At 35.5% G+C, this 20,315-nt stretch carries 20 protein-coding genes and 1 CRISPR repeat array; of the genes, 18 read left to right on the top strand and 2 right to left on the bottom strand.

Annotated elements, in window-relative coordinates:
* The first annotated feature begins 36 nt into the window (after positions 1-36).
* The 6 genes from csn2 (at position 37) to BCR26_RS01715 (ending at position 5,510) form a co-directional block, all read left to right on the top strand.
* On the top strand, positions 37-594 hold the full coding sequence (gene csn2, locus BCR26_RS01735) for a type II-A CRISPR-associated protein Csn2 (RefSeq protein ID WP_084386981.1): 558 nt from the start codon (positions 37-39) through the stop codon (positions 592-594).
* Positions 595-740: 146 nt separating this feature from the next.
* Positions 741-1,569: direct repeats of the CRISPR family, unit length 36 nt; unit sequence GTTTTAGAGTCATGTTAAATTGAATAGTTCCCAAAC.
* 229 nt (positions 1,570-1,798) lie between these two features.
* Entirely contained in the window at positions 1,799-2,539 is a 741-nt protein-coding gene (truA, locus tag BCR26_RS01730) for a tRNA pseudouridine(38-40) synthase TruA (protein WP_069697237.1), read from the top strand.
* A gap of 236 nt (positions 2,540-2,775) precedes the next feature.
* Positions 2,776-3,354, top strand: a complete 579-nt coding sequence (locus BCR26_RS01725) for a LemA family protein (protein WP_069697236.1) — start codon at positions 2,776-2,778, stop codon at positions 3,352-3,354.
* Between the two features lie 11 nt (positions 3,355-3,365).
* A complete protein-coding gene (locus BCR26_RS01720) occupies positions 3,366-4,691 on the top strand; it encodes a TPM domain-containing protein (RefSeq protein ID WP_069697235.1) in 1,326 nt (441 codons plus the stop codon).
* A 158-nt stretch (positions 4,692-4,849) separates the two neighbouring features.
* Positions 4,850-4,984 (top strand): hypothetical protein, encoded by a 135-nt coding sequence (locus BCR26_RS19075; RefSeq protein ID WP_281186362.1) that lies wholly within the window; start codon positions 4,850-4,852, stop codon positions 4,982-4,984.
* A gap of 238 nt (positions 4,985-5,222) precedes the next feature.
* Positions 5,223-5,510 carry a hypothetical protein gene (locus BCR26_RS01715; protein WP_069697234.1) on the top strand — a complete coding sequence of 96 codons (288 nt, stop codon included), beginning with the start codon at positions 5,223-5,225 and terminating at the stop codon, positions 5,508-5,510.
* A gap of 682 nt (positions 5,511-6,192) precedes the next feature.
* Here BCR26_RS01715 and BCR26_RS01710 read toward each other — a convergent pair.
* A complete protein-coding gene (locus tag BCR26_RS01710; protein WP_069697233.1) occupies positions 6,193-6,423 on the bottom strand; it encodes a hypothetical protein in 231 nt (76 codons plus the stop codon).
* A gap of 640 nt (positions 6,424-7,063) precedes the next feature.
* Here BCR26_RS01710 and BCR26_RS01705 point away from each other — a divergent pair.
* From BCR26_RS01705 to BCR26_RS01665, 9 genes are all read left to right on the top strand, one after another.
* Complete coding sequence (locus BCR26_RS01705; RefSeq protein WP_069697232.1) at positions 7,064-8,782, top strand: Na/Pi cotransporter family protein; 1,719 nt, start codon at positions 7,064-7,066, stop codon at positions 8,780-8,782.
* Between the two features lie 171 nt (positions 8,783-8,953).
* The gene (locus BCR26_RS01700; protein WP_069697243.1) at positions 8,954-9,718 is read left to right on the top strand and encodes an alpha/beta fold hydrolase; all 765 of its coding nucleotides are present in this window, start codon (positions 8,954-8,956) and stop codon (positions 9,716-9,718) included.
* A 239-nt stretch (positions 9,719-9,957) separates the two neighbouring features.
* Entirely contained in the window at positions 9,958-10,884 is a 927-nt protein-coding gene (locus BCR26_RS01695; RefSeq protein WP_069697231.1) for an alpha/beta fold hydrolase, read from the top strand.
* 169 nt (positions 10,885-11,053) lie between these two features.
* Positions 11,054-11,590, top strand: a complete 537-nt coding sequence (locus tag BCR26_RS01690) for a 5-formyltetrahydrofolate cyclo-ligase (RefSeq protein ID WP_069697230.1) — start codon at positions 11,054-11,056, stop codon at positions 11,588-11,590.
* A 10-nt stretch (positions 11,591-11,600) separates the two neighbouring features.
* A complete protein-coding gene (locus BCR26_RS01685; protein WP_069697229.1) occupies positions 11,601-12,311 on the top strand; it encodes a rhomboid family intramembrane serine protease in 711 nt (236 codons plus the stop codon).
* Positions 12,312-12,328: 17 nt separating this feature from the next.
* Positions 12,329-12,547, top strand: a complete 219-nt coding sequence (locus BCR26_RS01680; protein WP_069697228.1) for a YqgQ family protein — start codon at positions 12,329-12,331, stop codon at positions 12,545-12,547.
* Complete coding sequence (locus BCR26_RS01675; protein ID WP_069697227.1) at positions 12,548-13,516, top strand: ROK family glucokinase; 969 nt, start codon at positions 12,548-12,550, stop codon at positions 13,514-13,516.
* Between the two features lie 39 nt (positions 13,517-13,555).
* Positions 13,556-13,930, top strand: coding sequence for a rhodanese-like domain-containing protein (locus BCR26_RS01670; RefSeq protein WP_379962724.1), 375 nt, complete (start codon positions 13,556-13,558; stop codon positions 13,928-13,930).
* Positions 13,931-14,676: 746 nt separating this feature from the next.
* A complete protein-coding gene (locus BCR26_RS01665; protein WP_069697225.1) occupies positions 14,677-16,533 on the top strand; it encodes an FAD/NAD(P)-binding protein in 1,857 nt (618 codons plus the stop codon).
* Positions 16,534-16,611: 78 nt separating this feature from the next.
* On the opposite strand, the gene BCR26_RS01660 is transcribed toward BCR26_RS01665, so the two are convergent.
* Positions 16,612-16,779, bottom strand: coding sequence for a DUF3042 family protein (locus BCR26_RS01660; protein WP_069697224.1), 168 nt, complete (start codon positions 16,777-16,779; stop codon positions 16,612-16,614).
* 366 nt (positions 16,780-17,145) lie between these two features.
* Between BCR26_RS01660 and BCR26_RS01655 the strand changes: the two genes are divergently transcribed.
* The 3 genes from BCR26_RS01655 to BCR26_RS01645 are packed head-to-tail and all read left to right on the top strand — an operon-like array spanning position 17,146 to position 20,312.
* Positions 17,146-17,946, top strand: coding sequence for an SDR family oxidoreductase (locus tag BCR26_RS01655; RefSeq protein ID WP_069697223.1), 801 nt, complete (start codon positions 17,146-17,148; stop codon positions 17,944-17,946).
* Between the two features lie 24 nt (positions 17,947-17,970).
* On the top strand, positions 17,971-19,836 hold the full coding sequence (locus tag BCR26_RS01650) for a BglG family transcription antiterminator (RefSeq protein ID WP_084386980.1): 1,866 nt from the start codon (positions 17,971-17,973) through the stop codon (positions 19,834-19,836).
* Positions 19,833-20,312: a transcriptional regulator GutM gene (locus tag BCR26_RS01645; RefSeq protein WP_069697222.1), complete on the top strand. Its 480-nt coding sequence runs from the start codon at positions 19,833-19,835 to the stop codon at positions 20,310-20,312. The genes BCR26_RS01650 and BCR26_RS01645 overlap by 4 nt, the downstream gene beginning before the upstream one ends.
* Positions 20,313-20,315: the final 3 nt, after the last annotated feature.

The following is a 20,315-nucleotide window of genomic DNA, read 5'->3' as shown; positions in this document are numbered from 1 at the left end:
TTGCAGTCCTGTTCAATATCGTGAACGGACAACGACATAAAACTACCGACCAGATTTTTCCAGTCGGTATTTGGTCTAACTTTTGGGTCTCACTACATACCGATTTTTAATCCCTTGTCTTTTGATTTTGATGAAAGAAGTATCAAAACGTTGCTATATAATCGGCTAATTACACAAATTGGTTATGAAATTGATAAAAAACACGAAATAGAGCATGATTATCGTAATATGATTTATAAATTGATCCAAGTAATTGATGAAAATAATGATTTGGATTTAATGTATAAAGATGAATTAAATTACAAAGAGCTGTTTAAAATGATTGGGTTATCGATTGACCAGAAAATGCAAACAAGTATTTTTGAAAAAATACAGTTGCTAATTAATACGTTAAATGATTTAGCTGGAGAAAAGTTACTGATTTTCACGCACTTAAATATTTTATTAACAAACCAAGAATATAAATATATAATGGAGCAAATTGATTTGAACAATCAAACAGTTCTAATTATTGAAAGTAGTCAATATATTTTAGAAAATATACCACATTACTACTTAGATAGCGATTTCTTTTTGAGCCACATTATGCTATAATTTCAAAAAATAAGAGATAACATGCAGTGTCAAATAAAAAGAATAGCATTTGAAATTGAAGGGCTAGTCACCTGAATGGGTTTGAAATTCATGCTATTTTGAATGCTTTCCAAATGGGAATTCAGTACGATTTATTTTGATTTGAGGTTTTAGAGTCATGTTAAATTGAATAGTTCCCAAACAGTAAGACAGCCAAAAGTATCAATTGACGAGTTTTAGAGTCATGTTAAATTGAATAGTTCCCAAACATAGCAGAAAAGACACAAATAACACGCGTAGTTTTAGAGTCATGTTAAATTGAATAGTTCCCAAACATTATGATGAGCAGGTATATCAAGTCATACGTTTTAGAGTCATGTTAAATTGAATAGTTCCCAAACTCTTTTTATCATCTGGTGAAGTATTACTTAGTTTTAGAGTCATGTTAAATTGAATAGTTCCCAAACCTAACCAATCAACCACAAGGAACATCTGCTAGTTTTAGAGTCATGTTAAATTGAATAGTTCCCAAACATCAGCATAAAATCATTCTTCGCTGACTACGTTTTAGAGTCATGTTAAATTGAATAGTTCCCAAACTACTTGGACGTACAAACGTACCTACAATGGGTTTTAGAGTCATGTTAAATTGAATAGTTCCCAAAATAACAATCGATTTAAGACGTTCCACGCTCAGTTTTAGAGTCATGTTAAATTGAATAGTTCCCAAACCTTGAAGGAAAACATGTGACTTATCGATATGTTTTAGAGTCATGTTAAATTGAATAGTTCCCAAACAGTAGCGGTATTGATCCATTTGGTTAATTGGTTTTAGAGTCATGTTAAATTGAATAGTTCCCAAACTCTAACATACACAATGTTAGCAGAAAGATTGTTTTAGAGTCATGTTAAATTGAATAGTTCCCAAACAAATAGATCGACTTACTCTCGTATTGAAAAGTTTTAGAGTCATTTTAAATTGAATAGTTCCCAAACTTAGTTAGTTTCGTTATTGTTGCGAATAAAAGTATTAGTCTTAAAAAACTGTATTCTAAATTTTGGATACAGTTTTTTGTTATATCGAAAATGATTTTCCAACATTATCTATAAAAGAAATAGCAACGATGTGCTATGATAAGTGTCATGAGACGAAGATCTATTTTTTAGAAAATCGGAGCAAGTTATTGAATGAATAACAGAGAGAATCGGAGCGTGAATCAAACAGATGAGAAATATAAAACTAACCATCGAATATGATGGTGGGAGATATCTAGGTTGGCAACGACTGGGAAATTCTGATAAAACGATACAAGGAAAAATCGAAGCAATCCTGACAAAGCTGTTAGGAACAACTACTGAAATCGTGGGTTCTGGTCGAACGGATGCGGGAACACATGCTAGAGGACAGATTGCTAATTTCAAAACCAATAGCACCATAAGTTTAACCGAGATAGGGGATGTTTTTAATCATCAATTGCCTCGGGATATCGTGGTTAAAAAAGTAGAAGAAGTGCCAGAGCGATTCCATGCTAGATACAATGCAACAGGGAAAAAATATAGTTACCATGTTTGGAATAACTCAATTCCTTCAGCTTTTGAACGCCATTACAGCTTCCATTTTCCAGAAGAGCTTAATCTGGATTTAGTTAATCAGGCCTGTGAAAAATTAATCGGTACCCATGATTTTATCGGTTTCTCTTCCCTAAAAAAGACCAAAAAATCAACAGTCCGAACGATTAAGGAGCTGTCAATCACACAAGAGGGGAGCTTGCTGCATTTTACCTTTGTGGGTGATGGTTTTCTATATAAAATGGTTCGGATTATCATGGGTACACTATTGGAAATCGGAACAGGAAAGATGGAGTTGGCAAGTATTGACGAAATATTTGAAAATAAGACTAGAAGTGAAGCGGGGATGACTGTTCCTTCACATGGGCTTTTTTTGGATGAAGTGTATTATAATTAGATATGGTACAGTAAATTTTAATGTATTTGAGATAATCGTTTATCACTAGAGGGTAAGGTAGAAAGAACTAATTATTTTGATGCAACAGGTCAAATTGGAGAGGCTCCACTGGATTTTTTACAGCTTTTTTTAAAATCAGTCTAAAGTATGAGGACTTCTAACAAACTTATGTTACAATTGTATTACTAATTTATTACGGTGAAGTTAAGTCGTGAAAGTAGAAGGGATGTATCGGAATGAAAAAGAATAAAACAGGATTATTTATTTTAGGTGGCGTTTTAGTCGTTATTTTGGCTATCGGAGGTTATTTCGTTAGTACTTATAATTCGTTAGCAAGTGCAGAAAACAATGTTGATGCGAAATGGTCGCAAGTGGAAAACGTGATGCAGCGACGGGCAGATTTGATTCCTAACTTGGTTAATAGTGTCCAAGGAAGTATGGATCAGGAAAAAGAAGTGTTTAAGCAAATTACAGAGGCTAGAAAAGAATACAACGGTGCAGGCACACCACAAGAGAAAGTGAACGCTAATGCAAAAATTGATCAATCCTTAGGAACAATGATCAATGTCATTCAAGAAAGTTACCCACAACTTGCCTCTAATGAAAATGTAAAAACATTAATGGTTCAACTAGAAGGAACAGAAAACCGTATTTCGGTAGAGCGTAAGAATTACATTGATGAAGTGCAAAAATACAATCAAAACTTAGTTCGCTTCCCTAAAAATATCGTAGCGAGAACAATGGGATTTGAAAAGAAAGTCAATTTTAAAGCTGACGATAAAGCGAAGGAAGTTCCAGACGTAAGTTTTAAATAAGGGTGAGAACGATGAAGACATATAGAAGTCAAACCAACCAAGCAGAACAATTAAATCAAAAAGTAACGAATAACTATCGTGCGATACGTAAAAGAAGCAGTATTTTAACGAGCGTATTCTTAATTGTAATGGTAATCAGTGGATTCAGTCTGTATCAATTTTTTGTTGCTAACAATCAATATGCGGATAAAAAAGCTTCCTATGAAGAGCAAATTCAGACGCTTCAACAGGAACGGGAAGATATTTTATCGGGAAAAATTTCGGTAGCAACGAAATCATTTAAAGATGTGTTGCAAGACAATTTAGCAGGATTAAAAGAATATCCAACGGAAGAAAATAATTATCAAGTCCCAATTGAAGGGACGGACAGTACCTTAACCATAAATAAAAACAATATTTTTGTTTCAGACAATGCGAATATTTTAGACAAAGAGGTCAAACAAAAAATTTATGATTTAAACAAACAATTGGCAGCTAGTACAGAAGGTGCCCAGTTACAAGTGGTCACCGTTCCGCAATTGCCGAATGGTGAAAGTATCGAATCCTATGCAAATACTATTTTTAATCAATTAGGGATTGGGGATAAAGAAAAAAATAATGGTATTTTATACCTAATCGCCTTGGAAGATCGTAAATTCCGTTTAGAAGTTGGTTATGGTTTGGAAGGGTTAATTCCCGATGGGGCTGCATCCGATATTATAGATAATAGTGATGTCGTTGATGCTTTTAAAGATGGAAACTATGGAAAAGGTGTGACTCAAGTTGTCGAGGAAGTTTTTTCACTAATGAACACCAAAACAGCTTTAGTCGATTCTCAAATTGATAAACTAGCAAGTGCAAAAAGTAGTTTGGCGTTTCAGCACTGGACGGCACTGATTTCCTTACTACTAGTTATTTTGATTAGTCTCCTTATGGTAGTTAAAAACTTACGTGCTAGAAAACCTCTGAAAAAATGCTATCAAGCCTTTTTGTCACAAACTACAACAGGAACGGCAGAAAATGAATTGAAAGTGAAAATTATTAAGCAAACAGATTTATACTATATCATGCTTAGTGGATTAGCTTTCGCAATGACCGCTAAAGGGATACAAAAGGCTATTACACAAGGAAAGTTGTTGAAAAATCCCAATGCCAAAAAAATGATGTTTGGTCGGGTATTAGTCGGCGACACTCTTTACGCAGGAGATGGGCATGTTTTAACAACCGCATACCTACTTTCCAATTATAATTCTAAAAATTGGTCTGACAACAACAATTCAGGAAGCGGCGGCGGTTCTTCATGGGGTTCCTTTGGCGGTGGCTCATCAGGTGGTGGCGGAGCTTCTGGAGGATGGTAAGCGAATAGCTGTTTATCGTGATAACGATGTCTGCTGATAAAAGGAATAAAAAATAGTCTAAATGTAAATTGCTTTCTAAAAACAGGAAAGAGCTTCTAGTTACTTGGAAAGTATAGGATTATCAGAGAAGTACTCTATTGATCGATGAAAGAATCGGGATGATAGGGTACTTTTTTGTTCAAAAGGATGGTCTTTATGGCGGTCATTTTATGGGAAAGCAAGCGGGCGGGAACGTTAGTTTGATAGCAAGTTCTACGTGGGGGATATATGAAAAGAAGTACTGGAATCTATGAAGGGAATACGCTCGTTGTCTCCACTGGCATTTAAGTTTAAGTATGGTGACGATGACTGTAATTAAATAAGCTTGCGGTAGAGTGATTCTTTAGAGTCCCTATTTTTTAGGATTGTTTTGTTTGCGTTTTCATGGTATTTTTTTAGTATAGAATAAGTGTTCATAAAGATGGTTACATTTTGTCTGTGATTCAAAGTGTAATCCTAAAATCAGAACGTATTAAATGGGAGGTATATATCATGAGTAAAACAAAGACTACTACTTCTTTTGGAACCTTCGTTGCAATAGGAATCTATTATTTTCTACCTAGAATGCAAATGATGACCGCCTCTTTTGGTTGGAATCTATTTTTTAATTTCAGAAATAGTTGTGTGGTGTTGATTACGCTAGGGATGTTAGTCGTTACTTTTCAAAAATCATATACTAATAAATTCCAAAATGTAAATTTAAACCAAATGGTTGTAGGGATGTATATTTTATATCTACTAGCGACAATTTTTTGTTTTATGCTACTTGAATTTATTTAGAAAAGCTAATTAGTAAGAAGTTGATTGCTATTCAGCTTCTTTTTTATTGGTAAAGTCTAAAATAGAATGAAGCCTGAAGTAAATCGATAATTAAAAGAACATTTTCTAGACTAACGGTTAATAAATTAACCTTGCTAATTTATTAAATATTTTAGCTATTCAAGCAAAACAACTATTTTCCAACTGCTAAAAAAACAAAATTTAAGATTTTAGGGGACGATAAAAAATATTTTTAACGATTAAATTTTTGAAAACGTTGTTCCAAAACTTTTTCTTTATGCTATACTTAAAGTCCGACAGGTTTCTTTTCAAGGTTCTCTTGAAAGACTCCGATCCCGTTTTCTATAGAAAACGGGTATTTAATTTTGCAAAAATGGCAAGAATGTGCAGTCGTAACTATACGACGATTCAAGATAGATGCTGAAATTTCACAAAGGATAATAACTATTAAAAAATATTTGCTATTTCATTATATGAACTTTGATTTCATATTGGTTGAAAGAAATCGAAAAATGGGTTATTCTACAATAAAGGCTTCACTCCACAAAGCGTCTATATAATTTGTGAAAACTTGGGGAAGGGTTGACATTATATAGGCGTCATTTTTTTTGCATAACGACAAATAGAAATACTGATAAGAGCTTGTTCTGGATAGCTCTTATCAGTATTTTTTGTTGCCACATCAGTTTTTATCGCTTTTTTCTTCAACGATGACCTCGCTACTGTTGGAATGGTCAGCGCCACTACTACCCTTTTGTATTTTTCTTACTTTTGGCGTTTCTGAATCATTTTGGTCATAGCGTATGCCAGAACTATTTTTATCTGGCTCTATTTTTTCAACTTTTTTGTTTGAACAACCGGAAACTGAACCGACAGTAAGAATAGCTAGTAGAAACATCATTTTCTTGTACATGAATATCCACCCTTCTCTTTTTTTTAAAGTAAATGACATCATTATGATACAAAAATGAGTGTTAATTTAAAGTTAACTGAAAAAATGAGAACATGATAAAACTAAACATCAGTTTTGTCATGTTCTCCTAATCCGAATAATCGGCGAAAAAAAGCAGCCTCTTTAATGCATAAAAAAAGACCATAAAATCAAGTATGGTACCAGCAAAAGAAGCTAATTTATTTTTTTTAAGAAAAGGGTTTAGAAATAGTAGCCTATGTGCGACAAGTCGCGAAGGGTCGTGCTATGTCATTTAAAAGGAGTAATGCTAGCCACTATTTCTAAACCTCAATTATTATATAACAAAAACATTAAGATAATCTTATAAAAATACATAAAAAAATAGATTTATTTACGAATAAATTGAGTCTGTTATTAAAGGAGAAAAGAAGAACGTTTGTTATTTGAACAGGATTATTGACTTACTTTAAGTTAGCGATGATTTTAATTAAAAAACGTCTGTCTGTAAAAAAAGATATGAAAACAATGGGAGCATAAAATAGAAATGAAATTATTGTTCTTATTAATGATTCTTTTATTTACATTTTCATGGTTTTTCTGTACTCTTAAATTGAGTCTATTTACTAAGGAGGAACAGCCTGTGTCTTATCAGGAAATATTATTTCCTTTTCTAGGTGGTTTAGGAATATTTCTATTTGGGATGAAATATATGGGGGATGGCTTGCAGAAATCTGCAGGGGATTCTTTAAGAGAAATTTTAAATACATTCACATCAACACCGTTAAGAGCTGTTTTAGCGGGGTTAATTGTTACCGCAATCATTCAGAGTAGTTCAGGTACTACCGTGTTAACGGTTGGCTTAGTTAGTGTTGGTTTCATGTCTTTACGACAAGCAATCGGCGTGATTATGGGAGCAAACGTTGGGACGACAGTGACGGCATTTATTATTGGGTTTAATTTAAGTGCGTATGCACTGCCGATTATTGGTGTTGGTTCCATTTTACTTTTCTTTTCTAAGAAAGAAACAGTGAATAATATTGGGCAAATCATTTTTGGTTTTGGTTGTCTATTTTATGGCTTAAAATTAATGGGAAATGGGATGGCGCCTTTAAGTGAACTTCCGCAATTTTCAAAATTAATGGTCGATGTTTCTCATCATCCTGTTTTAGGTGTAGGGATTGGAACGTTGTTAACGATGGTATTGCAAAGTTCTAGTGCCACAATTGGGATTTTACAGCAGCTTTATAGTCAAGGAAGCTTAGCTTTAGGAGCAGTGTTACCGATTCTTTTTGGAGATAACATCGGAACGACGATAACCGCGGTCATTGCTGCCTTAGGTGCCAGCGTAGCTGCAAAGCGCACAGCAGCCTCACACGTGGTTTTTAATCTCGTTGGTGCAATTATCTTTACTCTTCTTCTTACGCCTTTTACAGCCGTAGTTGTGAGCATTTCTGGCGCGTTGAATTTGAATCCTTCTATGCAAATTGCAGTAGCACATGGACTGTTTAATGTGTCCAATTTACTGATTCAGTTTTGGTTTATTAGTAAAATTGAATGGTTGGTGCGAAAAATTATTCCAGGAAAAGATCATAGTATTGAGTTTAAGCCGTCCAATTTAAATGAAGCGATTATTCACAGCTCACCAGTTTTGGCGTTAAATCAAGCTAAAATTGAATTGTTACAAATGGGCGAGTATGTGCAAGGAGCGTTTGATTCTACTAAAGCTTATTATGAAAAACAAGAGGGTGTTGATAAAGAAAACGCGAATCAGTACGAAAGTGCTATTAATGATATGGATAATCGCCTAACAGAATACTTAGTTAAGCTATCTGCAACGGAATTATCGATTTCAGAAAGCCATGAACAAACGATGCTCTTAGAACTAACAAAAGATTTGGAGCGGATTGGCGATCATTGTCGAAATATTATACAGTATGTGAATGAAGCAATCCGAATGGAAAAGAAACAAAAAGCAAAAGATAAAAAAGAAGGAAAAGTTTCTTCCAGAAATGAAGTCATTTTGCATGATGAGGATTTAGTTGATTTGTTTGAAAAAGTGTCGAAAAACATCCGTGATTCCTTAATTGCCTTTGAAAATGAAGACAAAGAAATGGCTGCTCATATTTTAGAACGAGAAGAACAAATTGATACAATGGTAAAAATGCTTCGGAAAAAATATATTTCAATTATGAATAGTGGAAAAGGTCGCGCAGCAGACGGGGTTCTTTTCATCGATACAGCATCTAATTTAGAAAGAATGAGTGATCGAACGATTCATATGGCGAAGTATGTTTTAGGTGAACGATATGGAACAGAAACCATTTCGATAGATCAATCGGTAAATCCTATTATTCAATAAATAGCTTACAAAGGAAAAGAGAAGCGAGAGAAATGTTTGCTGAAAAGGAAATGTTTCCTCGTTTATTTGCCATAAATAATAGACAATTGAAAAATGTTGCATTGTGCTATTTCTTTGCAACTATAGTATTATTAACGTAAGTGATTTCCTTGAAAGAAAGGTATGATTCATATGAAAATAACAACTAGGCATCGCTATGTCAAAAAGATTCCTGTGTTAGAGGTTGTTTTAGAAGAAGATAGAAATGCCCCCTTACCATTAATTATTTATTATCATGGGTGGCAGTCTTCAAAAGAGCTAGTATTGACACAGGCTCGTAAGCTGGCAGAAAAAGGCTTCCGTGTTGTTCTACCAGATGCTATGAATCATGGAGAACGGAGAACGGGCCCTATTTCGCCAATTCCGTCGGTGACCTTTTGGGCCAGTATTCAGTATAATATTTTTGAATTTTCACAATTAATCCACTATTTTGAAGCACATGAACTAATCAAAGATGACTTGATTGGTGTTGGTGGCGTGTCAATGGGGGGCATGACAGCTAGTTGTTTGCTTACTCAACATCCTGAAATAAAAGTAGGTGCTTGTATTATGGGAACCCCTTCCCCATTAAAATACTTAGAGCGAGTATTAAAGAATGCGAAAGAAATGTCAATCTTTATTCCGCAAGATGTCCCGTTATTGCTTGTATGGATTGCAAACTATGATTTATCTATTTTTCCAGAAAAACTAGCGAATCGCCCCGTGCTGTTTTGGCATGGTACCGAGGATGAAAAGATTCCATATGAAGATGTAGATGATTTCTTTACCGAAATAGAAAATGAACCTTATTCAGATAACACGGAGTTTTTAATTGGCCAAGGTGAAGGGCATCTGGTAAATGGTGTCACGATGGATACAATTGCCACTTTTTTTGAACGAGAATTGAAGCCAAATTAACTGAACAAAATAGGGTTATATTTTTAGTAAGAGCGTAGTAAAGGTCAGAGTAAGTTCTGATGTTAGTTACGCTCTTCTTTTGCTTTTTTAGGAAAGGATAAACGAAAGTGGCAGAAAGCTATGAAGCTACTCTTTTTCGATGGAATTTTCGTGGGAAGAGTTGAAAACACCTCCATCTTCGTGGCATACTGTTCACTAGAAACCATTGTAGAGATAAAAATAGAAAAGGTGATTGACAGATGGAAACTTCGACAATAATATCTTCAGATAAACAAACGAAATTGCACACGGTTTGTTGGAAACCTAAAGGAGAACCTAAAGCAATCGTACAAATTATTCATGGGATGGCAGAGTATATTGAGCGATACAGCGAATTTGCTGAGTACCTGAATCAACTGGGATATTTAGTGGTTGGACACGATCATTTAGGGCATGGAAAATCGGTACATCCAGAAGCACCTCAATACGGGTATTTTGGCGAAGAAACGATTGCTCTTGTATTAGCAGATATTCATCAAGTGCGAACGTGGGCCCAAGCCAGTTATCCAGACTGCCCGTATTTCATGATGGGGCATAGTATGGGGTCATTTGCATTAAGGAATTACCTTCAAACGAATAGCGAGGGTCTTAATGGTGTCATTTTGATGGGAACAGGAAGTAAACCTGTGGGGGTAAATTTTGCTTTACCGTTAGTGAAATGGTTGTCTAAAAAGAACGGTAGTAAGAAAAATCCGATGGTGGATAAGTTGGCATTTGGCGCTTTTAGCAAAAAATTTCCAGAACCTAGCTCGTTTAATTGGCTTAGTAAAAATCCTGAAAATGTAGCGAACTATGAAAAGGATCATTTAACTGGTTTTACTTTTACAAATAACGGTTTTTATACGTTGTTTCAATTGATTGAAGGCGCGAATAAAAAAGGTTGGGGCAGCAAGTTGCAAAAAAAATTGCCGATTTTAATGATTAGTGGCGCTCAAGATCCTGTTGGCGATTTTGGAAAAGGCATCGAGAAAGTTCGAGGAGAATTAGCTGAGTCTGGGTTAACTGAGGTGAGCGTAACGCTATTTCCAGAATTAAGACATGAGATTTTACTGGAAGAAGAAAAAGCAGAGGCTTATCAAGTGATTGAACAATGGTTGTCTAGGTTTGAAAAGCAATCTGTTGTTTAAGCGATTTTAGACGAATGCCTTCTTTTTTCTATAATCAAATTTGCTATTTTGAGAGCTTTTCTATAAACTAAAAGACAAGATTCTATCGTTGAGAATAGTCGTTTGATTGCGCTTGAAAATCGGTTGTTTTTTAGGCGGAATAATGGATTCTTATAGATTGGAGGCACGTATGGATAAAGCTTCTGCAAGGAAACTGGGCTTGGCAAGTCTTGACTGGTTGCTAGAGAATCAGACTATTAAAGAGGAAAAAGAGCAAGTGTTGCTGGATCAACTTTTTAGCGATTCTTATTGGAAAGAGGCAAGTTCTATTGCGGTAATCAAGCCATTGCCATTTGAGTTTAATATGAATAAAGTGATTGAACAAGGTTGGCGTGAAGGGAAAAAAATGTTAGTTCCTTGTTCTAGAAAAGAGCGAAAGTTGTCTTTTTATGCTGTTTATCCAGAAACGACCTTTGTTTCATCGACATATGGGATAGATGAGCCAGTGGGTGTAACCGAATTTTTTGATCCAATTGATTTAATTATTGTTCCGGGTGTTGTCTTTAACCAAGAAGGATATCGGATTGGGCATGGTGGCGGTTATTATGATAGGTATTTAGCTCAGCATGAAGGGAAAACATGTAGCTTAGTATTTAGCGAACAAATGCAAGAAAAGTGGCGACCAGAAGTCTTTGATTTACCAGTCCAAAAATTATTTATCAAATAGGGAGAATGCTATGGATTATCAAACACAAATGAAAATAAAACGATTTATGAAAGAACCTATAGTGACCTATCTTTTATTAGGGGTTACAACAATTACTTTTTTAGCAATGGAGCTTTTTGGCGGTTCAGAGAATATCGGAGTTTTAGTGAATTTTGGAGCGATGTCACGTGTCCATATTATTGCTTTACATGAGTATTGGCGCTTCTTCACACCTATTTTTTTACATATAGGTTGGATGCATTTTGCTGTAAACATGGTTACGCTCTATTATATCGGTTCACAAATTGAAAGTATTTATGGTCATTGGCGCTATTTAATAATTTATTTACTTAGCGGCATTGCAGGGAATGTCCTTAGTTTTGCTTTAGGTTCGCCAAACAGTATTTCAGCAGGAGCAAGTACGTCTTTGTTTGGATTGTTTGGGGCATTTGTTATTTTAGGACGTCATTTTCGTCATAACCCGTCTGTGATGTTTATGGTTAGACGTTATGCAATGTTTATTGGTTTAAACTTAGTTTTCAATTTATTTAGTAGTTCAGTGGATATTATGGGACATATCGGTGGACTGGTAGGGGGATTGCTCTTAGCCTCTGTTCTAGGGGTTCCAAAACAATCGAAAGAGTTCAATATTCATGAACGAATTATCGCTGGGATTGTTTTTGTCTTTTTGATTGGTGTTTTTCTCGCATTGGGTTTTAAAAAGTTTGGTTTACCTGTATAATAAGGAAGTGCTTTCTAATGGAAACGTTATATGATGTGCAACAGTTATTTAAACAATTTGGGATGTATATTTATGTAGGTGCTAGGATTTATGATATTGAATTAATGATGATTGAATTAAAGAATATTTATGAAGGTCGCTTAATTGATCGCGACACCTATTTGCGTGCCAGAAGTATTTTACAAAGAGAACATCGCATTGAAGAAAGTAGAGCAGATGAGAAAGGAACCAAGTAAATGGATAAGAAAATAATTGGGATTGATTTAGGCGGTACAACGATTAAATTTGCTATTTTAACATTAGACGGTGAGGTTCAACAGAAGTGGAGTATTGAAACGAATATTCTAGAAGAAGGCAGTCATATTGTGCCGGATATTATTGAAACCATTAATCATCGAATGGAACTTTATAATATGCAAAAAGAAGATTTTGTTGGAATCGGTATGGGAACTCCAGGCAGTGTCGATATTGAAAAAGGCACAGTTATCGGAGCTTACAACTTAAATTGGACGACATTACAACCGATTAAAGAACAGATTGAGCAAGCTTTGGGGATTCCATTTACTTTAGATAATGATGCTAACGTTGCTGCTTTGGGAGAACGTTGGAAAGGCGCGGGAGAGAATAACCCTGATGTTGTATTTATTACACTAGGTACAGGTGTAGGCGGTGGAATTATTTCTGAAGGGAATCTATTGCATGGAGTTGCTGGCTGTGCTGGCGAGATTGGACACGTAACAGTTGATCCTCAAGGGTTTGAATGTACTTGTGGAAAACGTGGTTGTTTAGAGACTATATCTAGTGCGACTGGTGTTGTACGTGTAGCGAGAAAACTATCAGAAGAATATGCTGGCGAATCACAATTGAAACAGATGATTGACGATGGACAAGCAGTTTCTAGTAAAGACGTTTTTGAATTTGCTGAAAAAGATGATCCATTTGCTTTAATGGTTGTTGACCGTGTTTGCTTTTTCTTAGGATTAGCGGTTGGGAATCTTGGAAATACCTTGAACCCTTCAAGTATCGTCATTGGTGGAGGTGTTTCGGCTGCTGGAGAATTTTTACGGAGTCGTGTACAAAAATATTTTGAAGAGTTTACCTTTCCTCAAGTTCGCAATAGTACACAAATTAAGCTTGCGCAACTAGGAAACGAAGCTGGCGTTATCGGTGCTGGATCACTAGCACTTAAATTTTTGGAAAAGTAAGGAAGGTTTTTTATGGGATCATTTTTTTTCTATCTTAATATGGTATTGATAGCTATTTTAGTCGGATTTGGTGTAAATGAATTATATCTTCGCATTATGGCGAAACGTTCTGCTAAAACTTTAGTGGAAGAAGAATTTAAAGAAGGAATGCGAAAGGCTCAGGTTATTGATGTGCGGGAAAAAGATTCATTTGATGCAGGTCATATTCTTGGCGCTCGTAGCATGCCGTATTCAATGTTAAAAACGACGATGAGTTCAATTCGTAAAGACAAGCCAGTTTATATCTACGATCAAAAGAAAGCATTGAGTATTCGCACAGCCAACAAACTTAGAAAAAATGGCTATAAAGACCTCTATATTCTAAAAGGTGGATATGAAGGTTGGACAGGAAAAACTAAAAAGAAAAATATGTAGAATGGATAAACTAAAGTACCGCTTAGATTTCACAGTTACTAGATGATAGCTGTAGGATCTAGTCGGTATTTTTTTCTGTATAGACTAAATATAGTTGGATTAGCAGAATCACTTTTTTCTTTTCGACTGTTTTACGTTAAAATAGAAGAAGCTAGAGAAATAAAACGAACTAACACACACCTATAAAAAGAAATACCACTTGTGTTGTATAAACTAGATTAGGCTCCACTACCAGCAGTTGATGCCAGTGAAAAATTGGAACGTAGGATGGGATAAAACTAAAAATCAGTTTTATTTCATTCTCTAAAACGGAATAAACGGTGGTCAAAAGTCTGGGTCTTCGGAAATTTTCCGAAAATCATTCAATCCATAAAGCGTATGGTGCGCTTTTCGATTTAATTTTTCGCCCCAAAATGGCTGTTGTCTTAACCTCTTCTAAGCTTCAAACTTGAGCTAAATAAATGTCCAGATCAAGTAATTTATCTTGGCTTCTGGTCAGGGTTATTAGAATCAATTGCTGGGAGTTCCACGGTTACTTTGGAAGCACACCTTTTTAGATGGGTTAAACTAATAGAAGAAACGTTGTTCGGCATCGTTTGTTTATGCAACGCTAGTGAATAAATTTTTTATTGGAAATACATGGGCAATGATAAAATATCTTTTGAGTTAAAATTACTTAGTGGTTTATAAATTGGCATGGTCCAGCATAGCATGAAATAAAAGGATTATTAGAGAGGAGGAATAGTATGAAAATTGTAATTATCGGTGGTGGGCCAAGAGGTCTTTCCGCGTTGGAAAGAATTGTAGAATGGGCGAGAGATGAACATGTTCTGCAAATTACGATGTTTGACCCTTATGGTCCAGGTGGGAAAATTTGGCGTGAAACCCAGCCGTTATCATTAATGATGAACACGGTTGCTTGCCAAGTGACTCTTTTTACGGATGAAACATTAAGTACCAATGGGCCCGTTGCGAAAGGACCTAATTTATATGAATGGGCGAAAGAATATGCAGAAGATTTTATTGAAAAAAGTCCAGTTGAACAGAAACACTGTTTCTTATTAGAAAGTCAAAATTTAACACCCAATGCTCACTGTAGCAGAGCTTTTTATGGATTATATCAAAAATGGTTTTATGCCTATGTTCAAACAAGAATGACGGAACAAACGTCGGTAACCTTTTTTAGAGATACAGTAAAGGCGATTAAAAAAGACGAAGAGAAATTTCAAGTTTATACGCAATCTGTGGAAATTACAGCGGATAAAGTAATTATGGCTTTGGGGCATCAAGAAAATGCACTTGTCGGAAAAGAGCTAGAGCTTGCAGCATACGCTGGTGAGCATCGCTTGTTTTATTCCTCTCCTAAAAATGCAGCCGACGCCAATTTAGAGGCAATCAAACCAAAGGCACCAGTGATAATTAGAGGATTGGGCTTGAGTTTTTTCGATTACCTGACATTATTAACTACTGGTAGAGGTGGCAAATATGAAGAGACAGAAAATGGCTTGATTTATCGTCCTTCTGGGGAAGAACCGAAAATAATAGCTGGCTCAACTCGAGGCTTTCCTTACCATCCTAGAGGGGAAAATCAAAAGGAATACGGGGTAGAATATCAACCGATTTTTCTAAAAATGAAACGATTAAATAAGCTGAAACGTAAAGGGCTACTTTCGGGAGAATTATTTTTTGGTTTAATGAAAAAGGAAGTTCAGTTAGTTTATTATAACGCTCTGATTGACGAAAAATATTCAGAGCTTGATAAAGATCTGTTCATTAAGGAATTTGTTAAAGCAAAGGATTTAGAAGGGCTTCTCAACAAATATGATATTTTCAAATCTGATCGCTGGGATTGGAAATTAATTGAAGAACCAGATAGGTTGTTGACAGAGACAGATTCTTTTTCAAAATACCTTGAAGAGTATCTTACTTGGATCTTAGCTGATGCAAAAAAGGGCAATCTTACCGGGCCGTTCAGTACTGCGGTAGATAGTTTAAGAGATTTACGGGACGAAGTTCGTTTCATGCTAGACAATCAATTATTTTCTAAGCCAGAAGATAGAAAGTGGCTCTGGAAGTGGTTTACACCATTAAATAATTTTTTATCAATTGGTCCGCCCTTGGAACGAATTGCCGAGTTAAAAGCATTAGTCTTGGCTGGTATTGTCACTTTAGTAGGGTCGCAGCTAACGATTGAAATGCAGGATGGTTATTTTGTTAGTTATTCAAAAAAATGGCCGAAGCAAAAATACCAGGCTCATTTTTTGATTGAAGCTCGGATTCACGGAACCAATAATTCTTTAAGTGTAAATCCATTAACGCAACAACTCATTAGAGATGGCTTAGCAGGGCTAGACAATTTTGAAACAGAAGAGCAACAGAAAGAATTGTCAGGAGCTTTGTCAGTAGAACCTCAATCGAACCAGCTGATAAATCTGGCAGGAGAAATAAATGAAGGTTTATTTTGTTATGGTGTGCCAACCGAAGGAATTCATTGGTTAACAGCCGCGGCTTCAAGACCAGGGACGAATCCATGGACTCTTCGCGAAGCAGATGGAATAGCCAGAGAAATTTTTAGAGAAGAAAAAAAGCAGGAGCAAAACTAAGTTCGTTTTGTTTCTGCTTTTTTAAGTTCCTATAAATAATGTGTTAGAAGCGTCAATCAGGTTCATCTGATTCGTTTCTTAACGAGAAATACGTTTACGCATTGCTTTCTTACGATTTTCTTCAATCATGTCTTCTTTTTCTTCGATTGGATCGAAAACAGTTTTCTTAACAGTTGCAGCGAATCCAACGACAGCCGCACAAGTAATCGCAGTGCCTACAAGCATACCTGAGATAAATTTTTTCATAAAGATCCCCCTCTGGTTATTTAGTTTCTACAGTATATATTATGAACCAACTATCAAAAAAAAGCTACTTTTAGATAGTTATTTATTTTCTTGGATTTTGATGGTCTGAGAACCTCAGTGGAGAATATTTTCATGAATCAGAGCCACCCCTTTGTCATAACCACGAAGATGCATCGGACAAGTTCCTTTTTCTGTTCTGATTTCTAAACAAATCTAGACAGAAAATTTGGATTTCACTGGAGTTTTCAGATACAACTTAATTAATACAGACTTTTTTCTTGGTAGAAAAAAAAGTCTGTATTAATTTTTATCGAAGCTGCTTCTATACTAACAGTACAAACAGAGAAGAAAGGGAGCGGTAGTTGTATGACAGATTGGTTGGTAATTTCAGGGAAAACAGTCATTGTAACAGGAGGGTCATCAGGCATTGGAAAAAGTATTGTCCATGGCTTACTGGAACAAAATGTAAACGTTGCTAATTTCGATATTCAAGAGGCTGAATGCAAGCATCCAAATCTTTTATTTATAAAAACAGACATTACTTCTCGTGAAGAAGTTGAAAGTAGTGTCGCACAGGTTGTAGAAAAATTTGGCACCGTCGATGGTTTGGTTAATAATGCCGGCATCAATATTCCACGATTATTAGTTGATGGGAAAGATCCTCATGGAGCGTACGAATTATCGGATTCGGTTTTTGATAAAATGGTGGCAATTAATCAAAAAGGGGTCTATCTAATGGCGCAAACAGTTGGTAGAATCTTAATTGCAAAGAGGGAAGGAGTGATTATTAATATGTCTTCTGAAAGTGGACTGGAAGGTTCAGAAGGCCAAAGTTGTTATGCGGCTACTAAAGCAGCTTTGAATAGTTTTACTCGCTCGTGGGCAAAGGAATTAGGAAAATACAACGTTCGAGTTGTAGGGATTGCGCCAGGGATTATGGAAGAAACAGGTCTTCGGACATTGGCTTATGAAAGTAGCCTCGCTTATACAAGAGGAATAACAGTGGAGCAGCTTCGTGCTGGATACAGTAATACAAAAACAATTCCACTTGGACGTAGCGGGAAGCTTTCGGAAGTAGCAGATTTAGTTTCATATTACTTATCATGCCGTTCAAGCTACGTTACCGGGGTTACGACAAATGTTGCAGGAGGAAAAACTAGAGGGTAAGAATCAACAAAGAAGGAGGGCTGTATGTTGGCGATTGTCAATCGTTGGTACCAAATATTACAAATACTGGCAGCAAAAAAATATGTGTCAATAGATGATTTAAAAGTACAGCTACATTCAAGTGCACAAACGATAAAAAAATGTATCTCGTTGTTAAATGAAGAAATCTACGGAATCGCTAAAATTGTTTTTGAAAATGGCTATTTTGAATTGCAAATAGAAGAATATGATTTGTTTTTAGAAATAATGAACGGCACATTAAAAGGTGAACTAGATTTTAATTCTTCAACCAAAAGAATTTCTTATATTTTAAAACGGCTATTAGATTCAAACGGCTATATACTAATTGATGATTTATCTGAAGAATTAGAAACTAGTCGTGGAACAGTTAATAAGGACATCAAGTATTTGAAAGAGTTAGTTTCAACTTTTGGCGTTCAGCTCTCAGGTAAAACCAACAAAGGCATGTACTTGGAAGGCGAAGAATTCAATTTCCGTTTGTTGTATTTATACCACGTTTATGATTTTTTAGGAAAATCAGCGGGCTTGTCAGAAGAGGTCATCGATAGTTTGGAAGAGGTGGAAGGGTTAGATCAGCTAGATCAAATAAGCATCAATTTGTTAAAAAAAGTGATTGATATTAGCATTAACCGGATTCAAAATAACCATAGGATTGAAGAAAGAATTATTCATTATACGAATTATGCACAAGATAATGCCGTTTTAGAAACACTTTTTTACCACATCGAAACACGTTGCCGCATCACTTTAAGTCAGTACGAACGAGATTTTATTAGCTTTCCGATTACCATTACCAATACCGGGTTCATTAATACAAAGTGGGTAGACCAAGAACAATTAGAACGCTTGTTTCGTAAAATGATGGCGGCCATTCATGACAATTTCTTGATTGAGATTGATGACGATTTGTTGTATGCAGAAATGCAGCATCACTTAATGTTTTTGATTAATAGGATGGTTTTTCACTTAGAAACAAATGATCTTTTCTTTAATGAAATTGAAAAAAATTATCCCTTCCCTTATGAATTAGCCAAAGTGGGGATTACTGAATTAGGAAAACAGATTAGCAGAAAGCCATCAAATATAGAAATCAGCTATCTAGCCATTTACTTTGAGCTTGTTTTACGGCAAACAAAAAATGAGGAGAAAAGAAAAATAGCCATTATTTGTAGTACTGGACGAGGAACCGCAGCGTTGATTAAAAGACAGGTGAAGGCCATCTTAGGCAAAGAGATAGTGATTGAGCAATTTTCAGAACATGCCTATGAAGTGGAACAATTGAAACATTATTTTGCTATTTTTACGACGATTCCATTAAAAGACTCACCACCAGAAGTGCCAGTTATCCGAATTACCAATATCTTTGATGATAAATGGATTAAGAATGAGTGGGGCAAATTAAGTCGTGGAAATAGATTGAATCAAGGAGCGTTTACGATCCGATTTGCAAAATTGGAAAAGAAAGAAACCTACGAAGAGTATCTATCACAGATGGTAGAACGTTTGTTGCATGAACAGGTTGTGGACGATGCATTTAAACAATTTATTTTTGAACGGGAGCAAAAACAGACAACCATTTTTAATAATGGCGTTGCTTTTCCCCATGCGGTGAATAAGAAGCAGGAACAGATTGTCTTTTACTTAGGCGTGTTGAAGGAACCTATTTGGACAGAAGCTGGAATGATTCAGTTTATCTTTTTAATGGGAATTCCAGAAAATATTAATGAAAAAACTGAGCAAGAGCTTTTGGAATTATACGATACGATGTTAAAAATGGTGGCAACACCAGAGATTAGAGCCGAAATTTTACAATTAAATCAATTGGAAGAGTTTTTGGTCTATATCAAAATGAAAGGGTGGTTTATGTGAATCCATTATACGTGATGGGGTTATTAGCTGTTGGAGCATATCTTCTTCAAATTATTTTTGGCATGCAACAAATTAAGCATTTTAATCAAACGTACCAAGCGTTGCGTCAGCAAGGGAAAGTGGCTATTGGCAGACGAGCAGGAAAAGTTCAAGCAGGAACGATAATTATGTTTGCACTTTCGAATGAAGGCGTTATTATTGAAGGCGCTAAAATGCAAGGCGTTACCGTTTTGGCTAAATTTAAAGGAATCCCTGCATTTAAAGGAATAAAAATAATGGATCTTAGCCCGAATCATCCACTAGTTGCAAAAGAAAATAAGTTAACACAAAAAACAATTTTAAATGCTCAAGAAATTTATAGACGTGTAAACCAAGGGGAAATCATTGAAGAGCCAGCAGCGCCGATACTAAACATAGGTTTAAAATTAAGCATTTTGAAAACAACCATATATAACAAATTTAGAAGGAGTGTATAGAAG

Origin of the sequence: Enterococcus rivorum (assembly GCF_001742285.1) — a bacterium.
Taxonomy (GTDB): domain Bacteria; phylum Bacillota; class Bacilli; order Lactobacillales; family Enterococcaceae; genus Enterococcus_L; species Enterococcus_L rivorum.
Note: the sequence above shows the minus strand (reverse complement) of the source record. Positions and strands in the feature narration are given on the sequence as shown.